Origin of the sequence: Streptomyces sp. NPDC047028, from assembly GCF_040644095.1 — a bacterium.
Classification (GTDB): Bacteria; Actinomycetota; Actinomycetes; order Streptomycetales; family Streptomycetaceae; genus Streptomyces.
In genome coordinates this window covers 1-14,758 of sequence record NZ_JBEYVS010000013.1, presented here as the reverse complement: position 1 = coordinate 14,758, position 14,758 = coordinate 1, and the positions used below count along the sequence as shown (strand labels likewise).

Annotated in this window: 14 protein-coding genes; 8 read left to right on the top strand and 6 right to left on the bottom strand. The window is 71.6% G+C overall.

Translation table 11 applies throughout. The features are described 5' to 3' along the window. Window positions 1–95 precede the first annotated feature (95 nt). Complete coding sequence (locus ABZ854_RS14055) at window positions 96–707, top strand: response regulator transcription factor (RefSeq protein WP_361209242.1); 612 nt, start codon at window positions 96–98, stop codon at window positions 705–707. A gap of 58 nt (window positions 708–765) precedes the next feature. Here the strand turns inward: ABZ854_RS14055 and ABZ854_RS14050 are convergent, their stop codons facing one another. Together ABZ854_RS14050 and ABZ854_RS14045 are read right to left on the bottom strand one after the other, a co-directional pair. Beyond that, window positions 766–2,214, bottom strand: a complete 1,449-nt coding sequence (locus ABZ854_RS14050) for an MFS transporter (RefSeq protein WP_361209239.1) — start codon at window positions 2,212–2,214, stop codon at window positions 766–768. Between the two features lie 111 nt (window positions 2,215–2,325). Continuing rightward, a complete protein-coding gene (locus ABZ854_RS14045; RefSeq protein ID WP_361209236.1) occupies window positions 2,326–3,549 on the bottom strand; it encodes a lipid-transfer protein in 1,224 nt (407 codons plus the stop codon). A 161-nt stretch (window positions 3,550–3,710) separates the two neighbouring features. Here ABZ854_RS14045 and ABZ854_RS14040 point away from each other — a divergent pair, with 161 nt between their 5' ends. The 5 genes from ABZ854_RS14040 to ABZ854_RS14020 all read left to right on the top strand — a co-directional run bounded on the left by ABZ854_RS14040 (window position 3,711) and on the right by ABZ854_RS14020 (window position 9,409). After that, on the top strand, window positions 3,711–5,456 hold the full coding sequence (locus ABZ854_RS14040) for an MFS transporter (RefSeq protein ID WP_361209233.1): 1,746 nt from the start codon (window positions 3,711–3,713) through the stop codon (window positions 5,454–5,456). Window positions 5,457–5,708: 252 nt separating this feature from the next. Next, window positions 5,709–6,359 (top strand): class I SAM-dependent methyltransferase, encoded by a 651-nt coding sequence (locus tag ABZ854_RS14035; RefSeq protein ID WP_361209230.1) that lies wholly within the window; start codon window positions 5,709–5,711, stop codon window positions 6,357–6,359. 23 nt (window positions 6,360–6,382) lie between these two features. Beyond that, window positions 6,383–7,360 (top strand): N-acetylmuramoyl-L-alanine amidase, encoded by a 978-nt coding sequence (locus ABZ854_RS14030; RefSeq protein ID WP_361209227.1) that lies wholly within the window; start codon window positions 6,383–6,385, stop codon window positions 7,358–7,360. An 83-nt stretch (window positions 7,361–7,443) separates the two neighbouring features. Then, window positions 7,444–8,292 (top strand): hypothetical protein, encoded by an 849-nt coding sequence (locus tag ABZ854_RS14025; protein ID WP_361209224.1) that lies wholly within the window; start codon window positions 7,444–7,446, stop codon window positions 8,290–8,292. Window positions 8,293–8,398: 106 nt separating this feature from the next. Further along, window positions 8,399–9,409, top strand: a complete 1,011-nt coding sequence (locus ABZ854_RS14020; RefSeq protein WP_361209221.1) for an LLM class F420-dependent oxidoreductase — start codon at window positions 8,399–8,401, stop codon at window positions 9,407–9,409. An 18-nt stretch (window positions 9,410–9,427) separates the two neighbouring features. Here ABZ854_RS14020 and ABZ854_RS14015 read toward each other — a convergent pair whose 3' ends face one another. Then, window positions 9,428–9,988, bottom strand: a complete 561-nt coding sequence (locus tag ABZ854_RS14015; RefSeq protein WP_361209218.1) for a hypothetical protein — start codon at window positions 9,986–9,988, stop codon at window positions 9,428–9,430. Window positions 9,989–10,128: 140 nt separating this feature from the next. On the opposite strand from ABZ854_RS14015, the gene ABZ854_RS14010 reads away from it, so the two are divergent. Continuing rightward, complete coding sequence (locus ABZ854_RS14010) at window positions 10,129–10,422, top strand: hypothetical protein (protein ID WP_361209216.1); 294 nt, start codon at window positions 10,129–10,131, stop codon at window positions 10,420–10,422. Between the two features lie 92 nt (window positions 10,423–10,514). Here ABZ854_RS14010 and ABZ854_RS14005 read toward each other — a convergent pair whose 3' ends face one another. The 3 genes from ABZ854_RS14005 to ABZ854_RS13995 are packed head-to-tail and all read right to left on the bottom strand — an operon-like array spanning window position 10,515 to window position 13,788. Continuing rightward, window positions 10,515–11,582 carry a prenyltransferase gene (locus ABZ854_RS14005; RefSeq protein ID WP_361209213.1) on the bottom strand — a complete coding sequence of 356 codons (1,068 nt, stop codon included), beginning with the start codon at window positions 11,580–11,582 and terminating at the stop codon, window positions 10,515–10,517. Continuing rightward, window positions 11,579–12,337 (bottom strand): class I SAM-dependent methyltransferase, encoded by a 759-nt coding sequence (locus tag ABZ854_RS14000; RefSeq protein WP_361209211.1) that lies wholly within the window; start codon window positions 12,335–12,337, stop codon window positions 11,579–11,581. The genes ABZ854_RS14005 and ABZ854_RS14000 overlap by 4 nt, the downstream gene beginning before the upstream one ends. Further along, complete coding sequence (locus tag ABZ854_RS13995) at window positions 12,331–13,788, bottom strand: glycosyltransferase family 4 protein (RefSeq protein WP_361209208.1); 1,458 nt, start codon at window positions 13,786–13,788, stop codon at window positions 12,331–12,333. The genes ABZ854_RS14000 and ABZ854_RS13995 overlap by 7 nt, the downstream gene beginning before the upstream one ends. Before the next feature lie 230 nt (window positions 13,789–14,018). On the opposite strand from ABZ854_RS13995, the gene ABZ854_RS13990 reads away from it, so the two are divergent. Continuing rightward, window positions 14,019–14,639 (top strand): TetR family transcriptional regulator, encoded by a 621-nt coding sequence (locus ABZ854_RS13990; RefSeq protein ID WP_361209205.1) that lies wholly within the window; start codon window positions 14,019–14,021, stop codon window positions 14,637–14,639. The last annotated feature ends 119 nt before the right edge of the window (window positions 14,640–14,758 follow it).

Sequence of the window (14,758 nt, the reverse complement as noted above, 5' to 3'; positions counted from 1 at the left end):
CGGGAAATTCAGAGGCGATTGTTTTGGCATCCTGAGTCCGCGTCAAGACCCACGGAACGACAGGAACGAGCCGCTGGAATGGCTAGACTCGTGACGTGACCGACATCCGCGTGCTGCTCGCCGAGGACCAGGGCATGATGCGCGGCGCCCTGGCCCTGCTGCTCGGCATGGAGGACGACATAGAGGTGGTCGCCCAGGTCGAGCGGGGCGACGCGATCGTGGACGCCGTCCTGCTGCACCGCCCGGACGTCGCCCTGCTGGACATCGAACTCCCGGGCAGGAGCGGCCTGGACGCGGCGGAGGACCTGCGCACGCAGGCGCCCGACTGCCGGGTGCTGATCCTGACCACCTTCGGCCGGCCCGGCTATCTGCGCCGGGCCATGGAGGCGGGCGCCGCCGGCTTCCTCGTCAAGGACGGCCCGGTGGAGGAACTCGCCGCGTCGATCCGCCGCGTGCTCACCGGCGAGACCGTGGTGGACCCGGCACTGGCCGCCGCCGCCCTCAGCGCCGGACCGAATCCACTGACGGCCCGTGAACGCGAGGTGCTGGAGGCCTCGGTGGACGGCGCGACGGTCGCCGACATCGCCACCCGCCTGCACCTGTCCGAGTCCACCGTCCGCAACTACCTCTCCTCGGCCATCGGCAAAACAGCCACCCGCAACCGCACGGAAGCGGTCCGGGAGGCCCGTCAGCGGGGGTGGCTGTGAGGTCCCGGCCTCGGGCTCCTCACCGACTGCCAGGAAGATTGACCCTCCGGATCGTTGCTCACTTCGCCGGAGTCGACGACTTTCTCCGCGGAAGCCACGCCAGCATCAGGGCGGCCCCGGCCAGCAGCAGGACGGCGCTGGTGCGGAAGGCGAGGGCGTAGCCGTCGGTGAGGGACTCGGCGGGGCCGGTGTGGGCGTTGTGGCCGGTGCGGGCCGCGGCGATGGTGGACATGACCGCGAGGCCCAGGGAGCCGCCCATGGTGCGGGAGGTGTTGATGAGGCCGGAGACCAGTCCGGCCTCCTCGGGTGCCGCGCCGGACGTGGCCAGGGAGGCGAGCGGGGTCGCGGCCAGGCCGGCGCCGAGCATCATGAGGATGCCGGGGATCATGATGGCGGTGACGTAGGCGCCGTGCGCGCTCATCGTGGACTGCCAGGCGAAGCCGGCCGCCGCGAGCAGGGTGCCCGTCGTCGCCACGGTCCTCGCGCCCGCCACCCGCATCAGGCGCGGGGCCAGTTTGGAGCCGATGATGACGGACAGCGAGCTGGGCACCAGGGCGAACCCGGCCTCCAGCGGTGTGTAGCCGAGGACGTTCTGCGCGTAGAGGGTCATGAAGTACCACATGCAGAACATGGCCGAGCCGGACACCAGCATCGCCGCGTTCGCCGAGGCCACCGACCTGATCCGCAGCAGGCCCAGCGGCATCAGCGGGGCCGCGGTGCGCGCCTCGACCAGCAGGAACAGGCCGAGCAGAGCTAGCCCGGTGAGCAGTGGTGTCAGGGTCGATGCGGCGGTCCAGCCCTCGGCCTCGGTCTGCACGATGCCGTAGGCAAGGGTGGCGAGTCCCGCCGTCGCCAGCAGCGCGCCCGGGAAATCGAGCCGGCGTCCGCCCCCGGCGCGGCTCTCCGTGAGCCAGAGCACGGAGCCGGCCAGCACCACCGCGCCGACCGGCACGTTGATCAGCAGCACCCACCGCCAGGACAGCACGTCCACCAGCACTCCGCCGACCAGTCCCCCGGCGGCCCCGCCGCCCGCGCCGACCGCGGTCCACGTGGCGACGGCCCGCGCGCGGGCCGGGCCCTCCGGTACCGCCGCGGTCAGCAGTGTCAGCGTCGAGGGCGCCAGCACCGCAGCGCCGAGGCCCTGCACGGCCCGCGCCAGCAGCAGCTGCCAGCCCTCCTGGGCCAGGCCGCCGCCCAGCGAGGCCAGCGTGAACAGGGCGAGGCCGACGAGGAACATGCGCTTGCGGCCGTACAGGTCGCCGGCCCGGCCGCCGAGGAGCATGAACCCGGCGAAGGCGATGGCGTACGCGTTCACCACCCATTGCAGGCCGGACGCGCTCAGCCCCAGGTCGGTCCGCATCGACGGCAGGGCGACGTTGACGACGGACACGTCGAGGACGACCAGGAACTGCCCGGCGCAGGCCAGGGCCACCACCAGCCAGGTGGGGGGTGTCGTGCGACGGGATATGAGGGGTGAGGCGGGCGAGGTGTCGGCGGCTTCGAGCATGAGTGTCATGCTCTCAAGCCGGTTACGGTCCTTGCATCGGCATTTCGCCGGACGCGGTCCTGGGTCCGGGGTCGTACGACCCCGGACGCCCGGGGGTACGGCAGGGCCGGGTCAGCCTCCGTCCCGTACCGCCCGCAGCAGGGTCACCACCGCCGCGCCGCCCAGGCCGATGTTGTGGGCGAGGCCGACGCGGGCGCCCGGTACCTGCCGTTCCGCCGCGTCCCCGCGCAGCTGCCAGACCAGTTCGGCGGTCTGGGCCAGGCCCGTCGCGCCCAGCGGGTGCCCCTTGGAGATCAGCCCGCCGGAGGGATTCACCACCCACCGGCCGCCGTACGTCGTCGCGCCCGACTCGACGAGCTTGCCGGACTCCCCCGGCGCACACATGCCGAGCGCCTCGTACGTCAGCAGCTCGTTGACGGAGAAGCAGTCGTGCAGTTCGACGACATCCACGTCCTCGATGCCGAGCCCCGCCCTCTCGTACGCCTGCCGCGCCGCCTCCCGGGACATCGGCTGCCCTACGACGTCGACGCACGAGCCGGAGGCGAAGGACTCCTCGGTGTCCGTGGCCATGGCCTGCCCGGCGACCTCGACGAGCCCGGTCAGGGCGCGCCGTTCGGCGAACCGCTCCGACACCACCACGGCGGCCGCCGCTCCGTCCGAGGTCGGCGAGCACTGGAGCTTCGTCAGCGGCCGGTGCACCGTGCGGGCGGCGAGGATGCCGTCGACGTCGTACACGTCCCGGAACTGGGCGTACGGGTTGTGCGCGGAGTGCCGGTGGTTCTTGGCGGCGACGGCGGCGAGCTGGGCGTCGGTGGTGCCGTACCGCTCCATGTGCTCGCGGGCGGCGGCGCCGAAGATCTGGGCGGTGGGCGGGCTCGCCTCGAAGCCGTGCCGGGCGGCCATGACGCCGTAGTGCCGGGCGACGGGCGACGTCGAACTCCAGTCATCAGCGGCTCCGCCGCGGGCTCCGCCGTCGGCGCCTCCGCCCAGCGAGCCCTTCTTCATCTTCTCGAAGCCGAGGGCGAGCACGCAGTCGGCGGCGCCGCCCTCGACGAGCTGCCGGGCCAGCATGAGCGCGGTGGCGCCGGTGGCGCAGTTGTTGTTGACGTTGTAGACGGGGACCCCGGTCAGTCCGAGTTCGTAGGCGGCGCGCTGGCCGGCGGTGGAGGGCTGGAAGCAGTAGCCGACGGGAACCTGTTCCACCTCGGTGTAGGAGATCCCGGCGTCCGCGAGCGCCCTGCCGCCCGCTTCCCGCACCATGTCCCAGTACTGCCACTGGCGGGTCTCGGGCTTCTCGAACCTGGTCATCCCGACACCGGCGACGTAAGCCTTCATGGCGCGCAGAGTAGAACGCGTTCCACCAAACTACCAGCCCCTGACGAAAGGTCAGAAACCCATGAGCCGGTCAAGAATCCGTTAGAGGCCCGAAGCAACGGAATAGTTGCCTGTGCATACGAGGTTTACCCAGCACTTAACGACGCGGGAGGCCTCACACCATGACGGACACGACGACCGAACAGCCCACCCGGGCGGTGAACGGGGCCGTGGTCCCCGTGCTCGCCTTCGCGGGCATCGTGGTCGCGGTGATGCAGACGCTGCTCGTGCCGGTCATCAAGGACCTGCCGCAGCTGCTCGACGCCAGCCCCAGCAACGCCAGCTGGGTCCTGACCTCCACCCTGCTGTCGGGGGCCGTCGCCACCCCGATCATGGGCCGGCTCGGCGACCTGTACGGCAAGCGCCGGATGCTGATAGCCAGCCTCGCCGTGATGGTCGTGGGCGCCGTGATCAGCGCACTCACCAGCGACCTGCTCACCATGATCGTGGGCCGCACCCTCCAGGGCTTCGCGATGGGCGCCATCCCGCTCGGCATCAGCCTGATGCGGGACATGCTGCCGCGCGAGAAGCTCGGCTCGGCGATGGCCCTGATGAGCTCCTCCATCGGCGTCGGCGGCGGCCTCGCCCTGCCCGCCGCGGCCCTCGTCGCCCAGCACGCCGACTGGCACGCCCTGTACTACGGCGCCGCCGGTCTCGGCGTCGTCTCCATCGCCCTCACCCTCCTCGTCGTACCGGAGTCCCCGATGCGCGCCGAGGGCACCTTCGACGTGCTCGGGGCGCTCGGGCTGTCCACCGGCCTCGTCCTCTTCCTGCTGCCGATCAGCAAGGGCAGCGACTGGGGCTGGACCTCCGCCACCACGCTCGGCCTGTTCGCCGCGTCCGCGGTCGTCCTCGTCCTGTGGGGCGTGCTGGAGCTGCGCCTGAAGGCCCCGCTGATCGACCTGCGCACCACCGCGCGCCCCGCCGTGCTCTTCACCAACCTCGCCTCGATCATGGTCGGCGTCGCGTTCTTCGTCGTCTCGCTGGTCCTGCCCCAGCTGCTCCAGCTGCCGACGGCCACCGGGTACGGCCTCGGGCAGTCCATGGTCGTCTCCGGGCTGCTCGTCGCGCCCCTCGGCCTGACGATGATGTTCACCGCGCCGGTCTACGCCCGGCTGTCCGCCAAGTACGGCCCCAAGATCACCCTGATCCTCGGCCTGATCATCATCGCGATCGGCTACGGCGCCGGGCTCGGCCTGATGAGCGCGGCCTGGCAGAGCCTCGTCATCTCGATGATCCTCGGCGCCGGTATCGGCCTCGCCTACTCCTCGCTTCCCGCGCTGATCATCGGTGCGGTGCCGGCGTCGGAGACCGGTGCGGCCAACGGCCTCAACACGCTGATGCGGTCCATCGGTACGTCCGTCTCCAGCGCCGTCGTCGGGATGGTGCTGGCCAACACGGGCCAGAACGTGGGCGGGATCGAGATCCCGACGATGCACGGGTTCCGGGTGTCGTTCCTCATCGCGACCGCCGCGGTGGCGGTGGGGCTGCTGCTCGCCCTGTTCCTGCCGAAGTCCTCGCGGCCCGGTCAGCAGCACACGCAGTTGCGGGCCAGCAGCGAGGAGGAGGCCGGTATCGAGCGCGCCGAGGCGGCGCTGCGGGGGTTCCGGGGACGGGTCCTGGACGCCGGGGGTGCGCCGGTCGCGCGGGCCAAGGTGACGTTGATCGACCGGCGGGGGCGGCAGGCGGGGTCCGCAGTCTCCGGCGCCGACGGGAGTTACTCCGTGGCCGTGCCGGAGGAAGGCGCGTACGTGCTGGCCGCGAAGGCCTCCGGCCATGGGCCGCTCGCCTCTGCTGCCGTTCACTCCGGTGAGGAGAGGGCGGTTGATCTTGACCTTTCCCTGCCGGGGGAGGCTGTGAGCGCCTGAGGGGGTGCGGCGTGGGGTTGTGTGGCGGGTGCGGGCGCGTTGTTGCTTGTCGCGCAGTTCCCCGCTCCCCTCAGGGGCGCCCTGGGGCGCCGTCGCCGACCAAGGCGCCGTGGTTTGTCGCGCCCACGCGGCGGAGCCGCATATCGGCACAGCCCCACGCCCCTTAAGGGGCGCTTCACCTCCCCATGTCGATAAGTGACCCGCCGGTAGGGCAGCATGGGGGCTGATCGTCGTGTGAATGGAAGGCGTCCTATGTCCACCGTGCCCAAGCCCGAGATCGTGGCCGCTTTCGAGGCGGCCAAGGGGTTCATGCCCGTGGACGAGGGGCTGGCGCTGTACGCGGCCGCGGTGGAGGCGGGGCGGCCGGGGCTGCCGCTGCTGGAGGTGGGGACGTACTGCGGACGGTCCACCGTGCTGCTCGCCGACGCCGCCCGCCAGGCCGGGACCAGTGTGCTGACCGTCGACCACCACCGGGGCAGCGAGGAGCAGCAGCCCGGGTGGGACTACCACGACCCGGAGACCGTCGACCCCGAGGTCGGCCTGATGGACACGCTGCCCACCTTCCGGCGCACGCTGTTCAGGGCGGGTCTCGAGGAGCATGTGATCGCGCTTGTCGGGCGGTCCCCGCGGATCGCCGCGATCTGGAATTCCCCGCTCGGCCTGGTCTTCGTCGACGGCGGGCACACCGACGAGCACGCGACCGCCGACTACGAGGGCTGGGCGCCGCACGTCGCCGAGGGCGGGCTCCTCGCCGTCCACGACGTCTTCCCGCACCCCGAGGACGAGTTCACCGGCCAGGCGCCGTACCGGATCTACCTGCGCGCCCTGGAATCGGGCGCCTTCACCGAGGTCTCGGCCACCGGTTCGCTCCGCGTGCTGCGGCGAACCGGCACGGGGATCTGAGCGGCCCGGTTAGAGTCGCTGGCGTGTCGTACGTAGGTCCTGACTTCGATCCCCCGCGGCCGCGCCGGACGCGCCGTGCCCCGCTGACCGTGGCGCTGGCCGCGCTGGTGCCCGGCGCGCTGCTGGGTTGGGTGGTGTACGACGCCGTGGGCGGGGGTGGCTCGGGACAGGCCGGCCCGGTCGCGTCGTCCGCTTCCTCCGCACCCTCCCGTTCCGCGTCGTCCTCTCCGTCGGCCGCCGGGTCCGCCTCCGCCTCCTCCGACGACGGCAAGCAGCCGGGACCGGGGGCGACGAAGAGCGACGGCGTGCCCGCGGGGTCCGGATCGCTCAAGGGCAAGGTCGTCGTCATCGATCCGGGGCACAACCCCGGCAACTTCCGGCACACGTCCGAGATCAACCGCCAGGTGAACATCGGCACGAACTCGAAGGAATGCGACACCACCGGCACGTCCACCAACGCCGGTTACGCGGAGGCCCGGTTCACCCTCGACGTCGCCCACCGGCTGCGCGCGATCCTTCAGAAGGAGGGCGCCACGGTGAAGCTGACCCACGACGACGGCAGCCCCGCCTGGGGTCCCTGCGTCAACGAGCGGGCCCGGATCGGCAACACCGCGCGCGCCGACGCCGCCATCTCCATCCACGCCGACGGCTCGGCGCCCGGCAACCGCGGCTTCCACGTCATCATGCCCGGCTCGGTGCACGCCGGTGCCGCGGACACCCGGGCCATCGTCGGCCCCTCCCGCGAACTCGGTGAGCGCATCGCCGGGGACTTCGTCCGCGTAACGGGCGAACCGCCCTCCAACTACCTCGGCGGCGGTACCGGTCTTGTCACGCGCACGGACCTGGGCGGTCTCAATCTGTCAACAGTTCCCAAGGTGTTCATCGAGTGCGGCAACATGCGGGATAGCAAGGACGCGGCACTGTTGACCAGCGGCGCCTGGCGGCAGAAGGCGGCGCAAGGGATCTCTGAGGGAATCGTGAGTTTCCTGCGCGAGTCGTGACCGAGGGGCGGAACCGGCCGGACAGCCGGATCACGCTGACGATAGTGTCTACCGACGACGAGACGACCTACGAAGGACCTGAAGTGAATATCCGCTCCCTCACTAGAGGCGACGGCGTGGTGATCGGGGCAGCGGTATTGCTGTTCATCGCGTCGTTCTTCGACAACTATTCATACGACGGCCCCGGCAGCAGCGACATCAGCATGCCGAACCTCTGGGAGAGCGGACCGGTCCTGCTCAGCGTCGTCCTGGCAGGGATCATCGGCGCCGCGCTCCTCATCGTGAGCCGCTCCCAGCCGCAGCCCCGCAAGGTGGCCGGCCTGGACCTCGCGCAGTTCGGCTCCGCCTTCATGCTGTTCGCCGCACTGAGCGCCCTCGGCAATGTCATCGACCCCTCCGGCGGCGGCAACAACTTCGGCGGCACGAGCAGCGACGGTCCGGACGCCGGTACCGGCCTGATCCTCGCCCTCATCGCGACGATCCTCATGGCCGCCGCCGCACTCGGCACGCCGCTGGCGCCCGCCCTCCAGGGCCCCCTGGTCCCCGCCGCCAAGCCCGGCGCCCCGCAGCCGTACGGCGCCCAGCCGGCCGGTGGTTACGGCTACCCGGGTGCCCAGCCGCAGCAGCCGTACGGCGCCCAGCCGCAGGCGGGTCAGCCCTTCGGGCAGCAGCCGGCGCCCGCGCAGCAGGCCGCCGCTCCCGCGCCGGCGCCGCAGGCGGCCTCCGGTGACGGGGACTTCTCGCCGTTCTGGTTCGCCGTGCCGGTGACCCGGCCGCTGTTCGGGGAGGACGGTTCGCCGACCCCGATCGCCGAACTGGCCCCGGGTACCTGGTACCTGGCCGTCGAGCAGCGCGGCGCCCAGCTGATCGCGCAGACCCAGGACGGCCGTCGCGGCGTCCTCCAGGACACCTCCGGCATCCAGCGCGGCTGATCCGGACGCCCGTCGCACGCGGCCCCTCGCCCTTCCGGGCGGGGGGCCGTTGTCGTACAGTCGCCTGCGCGGCAACGGAACTGACGATACGTCAGGAGATGGTGGCATGCGGCTCGGTCTGGCACTCGGGTACTGGGGGCGCGGCCCCGATCCGGAGCACGTGGCGCTGGCCCGGGAGGCGGAGCGGCTCGGGTACGACTCGGTGTGGACGGCGGAGTCGTGGGGGTCGGACGTCTTCACACCGCTGACCTGGATCGCCGCGCAGACCTCAAGGATCAAGCTGGGTACGGCGGTCGCGCAGATGGCGGCCCGGTCGCCGACGGCCACGGCGATGCACGCGCTCACCCTGGACCACCTCTCCGGCGGCCGCGTGCTGCTGGGGCTCGGGCTGTCGGGTCCGCAGGTGGTGGAGGGCTGGTACGGCCGGCCGTTCCCGGCGTCGCCGCTGACCGCGACCCGGGAGTACGTGGACGTCGTACGGCAGGTGCTGCGGCGCGAGGGGCCGGTGGAGTGCGGCGGGCGGTTCCATCCGCTGCCGTACCGGGGCGCGGACGGCACCGGACTGGGCCGGCCGCTGAAGCCGATCACCCACCCGCTGCGACCCGAACTGCCCGTCCTGCTGGGCGCGGAGGGGCCGAAGAACGTGGCGCAGACCGCCCGGATCGCCGACGGCTGGCTGCCGCTGTACTGGGCGCCGAGCCGGCCCGAGGTGTACGGCGACGTGGTGCGGGCGTTGCCCGAGGGGTTCCTGGTGGCTCCGCTGGCCCGGGTGAAGGTGTGTGCCGACGTGGCCGAGGGGCTGCTGCCCGTGAAGGCCATGCTCGGCTTCTACATCGGCGGAATGGGACACGCGGCCCGGAACTTCCACGCCGACCTGATGGCACGCATGGGGTACGCGGAAGAGGCCCGGCGGATACAGGAGTTGTTCCTCGCGGGGCGCCGGGAGGAGGCGGTGCTGGCCGTGCCGGACGCCTTCGCCGACCAGATCTCCCTGGTCGGTCCGCGTGAACGCATCGCCGAGCGGCTGGAGTTGTGGCGCAAGGGGCCGGTGACGGACCTGCTCGCCCTGTCACCGGACCCGCACACGCTCAGGGTACTGGCGGAACTGAACTCCTAGGAGCGGGCCACCGAACTCCTAGGAACCGCCCTGGAGTTCGCTCGCCGAGGGCACCTTTTCCTTCACTTCGGCGCCCGCGCTCTTGCCCGCTTCCTTGACCTTGTTGATGACGTCGTCGAAGGACTTCGCGGCGTCACCGTCGCCCTTGCGGAGCTTGGAGGGGAGGTCCTTCAGGGAGGCGATGGCGGCGTTGAGAGGCGCGAGCGCCTTCGAGAGCGTCGGATCGCCCTGGGCGTTCTTCACCGCGGCCTTGAGCCGGTTGTAGGTGAAGGCACCGGCGAGACCGGCCTTGACCAAGGCGAGCGTGCGGCCGTGGGCGCCCTTCTTGAACTTGCCGGCCTTCCAGGGCTTCACGATCCACTGGTAGGTCGCACCGGCGGCGAGGCCCGCGTTCAGCACGAACCGGGTCTTGGCGAACTTCTGCTTTTCGGCGGAGGTGCTCGGGCTGGGGGTGTCGGCGGCGACCGCGGCGGCCTGCTTCGTGCTGCTCTTCGCGCTGCTTCCACAGGCCGTGGTGCCGGCGAGAAGGGCACAGCAGAGGGTGAGCGCCACGGCGAGGCGCCGTATCGGTACGGGCACGGGGTCCTCCGGTATGTCTCCCCGAGCGGGCAGTTCCTCCGGAAGCCTCACCCGCGGTGCGCGTGTGCGCCAGCCGGGGGAACCCGTTCGAGTTTCCGGAGGGTTGTTTCACGGAGGGTTTACGGGCAAGGCGTCAAAGTATGTCCCCTCGATATCGCAACGGCACCAATCAGGCCGGGACGGTCGTAGCGATCGCCGCCGACATCGTGGCTGTCATCCTGGGTCTGTGGATCCTGATGGACCTGTTCGACGCGAACCCCGCCAACAGCTTGGTGCAGGGTGTGCACAGCGCGGCGAACTGGCTCGCGGGCTGGTCCCACGACCTGTTCACCTTCGACGCGACGTGGGCTCGCGTGGTCGCCGGGTACGGGCTGGCCGCGGTGGTGTATCTGTTCGTGGGCCACGCCATCGCCAATCGGCTGCACCGGCACTGAGCGCTGCCGCGCGGGGGGCGCTGGGGTTGTGGCGGGGCCGACGGTGCGCTGTGGCCTGTCGCGCAGTTCCCCGCGCCCCTCACGGGGCGCCCTCAGCAGCAGTCGGGGTCCAGCCCCACGGGCAGGCTCTCCCCGCCGAACACCGCGCACGTGGCCTCGTGGCCGCCGAGTGCGGCGACCGCCAGGAGCAGTGAACCCGCGGTCCATGTGGTGAGTTCGCGGGGCCATATGGCGTCGTCGTCGAAGACGTAACCCGTCCAGTACAGGCCGGTCTCCGGGTCGCGCAGGTGCTGGATGGACTGAAGGATCTCCAGGGCCCGGTCGGACTCCCCCATCGCCCAGAGCGCCAGGGCGAGTTCGCTGGACTCACCGCCGGTCACCCAGGGGTTGGGCACCACGCAGCGCACGCCGAGGCCGGGGACGACGAAGCGGTCCCAGTCGGCCTCTATGCGGGCCTTGGCCTCCGTGCCGCTGAGGGCGCCGCCGAGGACCGGGTAGTACCAGTCCATCGAGTAGCGGCCCTTGTCGAGGAACCGCTCCGGGTGCCGGCGGATCGCGTGCCGCAGCGCACCGGCCGCCAACTCCCAGTCGGGCTGCGGCTCTTCGCGCTGCTCGGCGATGGCGAGCGCGCAGCGCAGCGCGTGGTGGACGGAGGAGCTGCCCGTCAGCAGCGCGTCGGCGGCGGGCGTGCCGTCGTCGTCGCGCCGCCAGCCGATCTGGCCGCCGGGCTGCTGGAGCCGCAGCACCCACTCCACGGCCGCGTAGACGGACGGCCACATGCGGTCCAGGAACGTGTCGTCGCCGGTGGACAGGTAGTGGTGCCAGACGCCTACGGCGATGTAGGCGACGAAGTTCGACTCGCGGGCGGCGTCGGTGACTTCGTCGTGGGCGCCGTCGGCGTAGGCCGCGTGCCAGGAGCCGTCCTCGTTCTGGTGCCGGGCCAGCCAGGCGTAGGCGTGCTCGGCGGCCTCGTGTTCGCCGGCCGCGTCCAGGGCCATCGCGGCCTCGGTGTGGTCCCACGGGTCGAGGTGGTGGCCGCGGAACCAGGGGATCGCGCCGTCCTCCCGCTGCACGGCGAGGATGCCGCGCACGGTGGCGGCGGCCTCGTCGGCGGTGAGGACCCCGGGCAGGACGAGGTGTTCTGTCCGGGGAGTGGTCACCGGGCGGCCGCCTCGGTCTCCGCGAGGCGCGGCAGGGTCGGCAGGTGCGGCTTGGTCGCGTACGCCACGAAGCTCTTGCCGATCAGCGGGTTCAGCGCCTGTTCGGCGACCCGGGTGGCCAGCGGTTTCTTCATGATGTCCCAGACGAGCAGCTTGTGGTACGCCTTCACCGGCAGCGCCTTGTCGTTGTCGACGCCGAAGGCGCACTTGAGCCACCAGTACGGCGCGTGCAGGGCGTGCGCGTGGTGGGTGCCGTAGGGCTTGAGGCCGGCCTCGCGGATCTTGGCGAGGAGTTCGTCGGCCTTGTAGATGCGGATGTGGCCGCCCTCGACCTCGTGGTAGGCGTCGGACAGCGCCCAGCAGACCTTCTCGGGGCCGTAGCGCGGCACGGTGACGGCGATGCGTCCGCCGGGCTTGAGAACGCGGACCATCTCGGCGAGGACGCCCTTGTCGTCGGGGATGTGCTCCATCACCTCGGAGATGATGACGACGTCGAAGGACTCGTCGGGGAAGGGGAGGTTGAGGGCGTCGCCCTCCATGGCGGTGGCGGTGGCTCCCGCGGGGGCCTCGCCGGCCTCCTTCATCGCCGCGAACCACTTGGCGACCTCGCGGATCTCCTCCCCGTTCTGGTCCAGGGCCACGACCTGCGCGCCGCGCCGGTAGCACTCGAAGGCGTGCCGGCCGGCACCGCATCCGAGGTCCAGGACGCGGTCGCCCGGGGCGAGCGGGAACCGGGAGAAGTCGACGGTCAGCACGTGGCCCTGCTTTCGGAGGAGACGCCTGCAACACTTGCCGGGGCCGCGGAGCGGCCGGGATTCTGGGGCGTGGGGCGGCCGGGGCCGGGCGCCGGCCGATCGGGGTCCGGGACCGGCTGGTGCGGGCCGGGCGCGGAGCGGCGGGTGCCCGCGGCACGGGCGATGGCCTCGCGGTAGTGGGCCACGGTGCCCTCGGCGGCGCGCGCCCAGGTGAACCGGGCGAGCACCCGCTCGCGGCCGGCCTGTCCGAGGCGGGTCCGCAGCGCGGGGTCGGCCAGCAGCCGGCCGAGTCCGGCGGCCAGCGCGCCCGGGTCGCCGGGCGGGACCGCGAGGCACGTCTCGCCGTCCGGGCCGGCCACCTCTGGGATCGCGCCGCCGGTCGTGGCCACCAGCGGGGTTCCCGTGGCCATGGCCTCGGCGGCCGGCAACGAGAACCCCTCGTACAGGGACGGCACGCAGGCGATCTCGGCGGAGCGGATCAGGTCGACCAGTTCGGCGTCCGAGATGCCCTTGACGAAATCGACGGCGTCCTCGAGGCCGTACCGCTCCATGGCCTGGGCGACCGGGCCCTTGGTGGGCCGCTTGCCGACGACGACCAGGTGGGCGTCCGGGTGTTCGGTGCGCACCTTCGCCAGGGCCTCGACGAGGAAGACGAGGCCCTTGAGCGGTACGTCGGCGCTGGAGGTGGTGACGATCCGGCCCGGCACGACGGGCACCGCCGGATCGGGCGAGAAAAGGGTGGTGTCGGCGCCGATGTGGACGACGTGCACGCGGTCGTCACGGACACCGAGGTGGTCGGCGATCTCCTGGCGGGAGGAGCCGGAGACCGTCAGTACGGAGGGCAGCCGGCGGGCGACGCGCTTCTGCATGCGGGTGAACGCGTACCAGCGGCGCACCGAGTAGCGGCGCCGCCGGTTCTCGGCCGCGTCCAGCTCCAGCTGCCGGTCCACGGTGATGGGGTGGTGGATCGTGGTGACCAGCGGGGCGCCGAGGTCGCCGAGGAGGCCGTAGCCGAGGGTCTGGTTGTCGTGCACGACGTCGAACTCGCCGCGGCGGGCGCGCAGATGGCGGCGGGCGCGCAGGGAGAACGTCAGCGGTTCGGGGAAGCCGCCGGTCCACATCGTGCCGACTTCGAGGGCGTCGATCCAGTCCCGGTACTCGTCCCGCTGGGGGGTGCGGAAGGGGTCGGGCTGGCGGTAGAGGTCGAGGCTCGGCAGCTCGGTCAGGGTGAGACCGTCGAGGCCCTCGTCCAGGATCGGGTAGGGCTGGGAGCCGATGACCTCGACACGGTGGCCGAGGCGGGCCAGTTCGCGCGAGAGGTGCCGGACGTAGACGCCCTGGCCGCCGCAGAACGGGTTCCCTTTATAGGTGAGGAGCGCGATGTGGAGCGGTCGCCCGCCGTCGGCGGCGAGGTCCTGACGGAGCCCCGCCTGACTGGCCTCAGCGGTCACTCTGTGGCCCCCTTCTCGCTGCATGGTCCCGCGAGACTATGACGGGACGCTAATGTAGAACAAGTTACAGACTTGATCGTTCAAGAGGCTCTGAATCTACCGGCAGGTAGGGGTGCCGTGAGCAGTGGATCAGGTGATTCGCGCCACGGCGCGGGCCCCTGCCATCCTGGATGATCACATGCCCCGATGATGCCCTCACCGACTGTCACGACTGTCACGGAACGGGACCCATGCCTGCGGAAGCCAGTACCTCTCGGCCTGTCTCCCCGCCGCTCACCGAGCGGCAGGAGGCCCGCCGCCGCCGGATCCTGCACGCGAGCGCACAGCTGGCCAGCCGAGGCGGTTTCGACGCGGTGCAGATGCGCGAGGTCGCCGAGTCCTCGCAGGTCGCGCTCGGCACGCTGTACCGGTACTTCCCGTCCAAGGTGCACCTGCTGGTGGCGACCATGCAGGACCAGCTGGAGCACATGCACGGCACGCTGCGGAAGAAGCCGCCGGCGGGCGAGTCGGCGGCCGAGCGGGTCGCGGAGACGCTGATGCGGGCGTTCCGCGCGCTGCAGCGCGAGCCGCATCTGGCGGACGCGATGGTGCGTGCGCTGACCTTCGCCGACCGGAGTGTGTCGCCCGAGGTGGACATGGTGTCCCGGCAGACCACGGCGATCATCCTGGACGCGATGGGGCTGGCGGGGGCGCCGAGCGCCGAGCAGCTGTCCGCGGTGCGGGTGATCGAGCACACGTGGCATTCGGCGCTGATCACGTGGCTGTCGGGGCGGGCTTCGATAGCGCAGGTGAAGATCGATATCGAGACGGTGTGCAGGTTGATCGATCTCACCGAGCGGGCGGGGGGCTGAGTTCTTCGGCTGCGGGCCGGTGGGGGCTGGTCGCGCAGTTCCCCGCGCCCCTTCGGGGGCTAACCGCGTCCGGCGTCTTTATATCGGGCAAACGCGGTTCTGTCGGGCTTCTCAGTCGG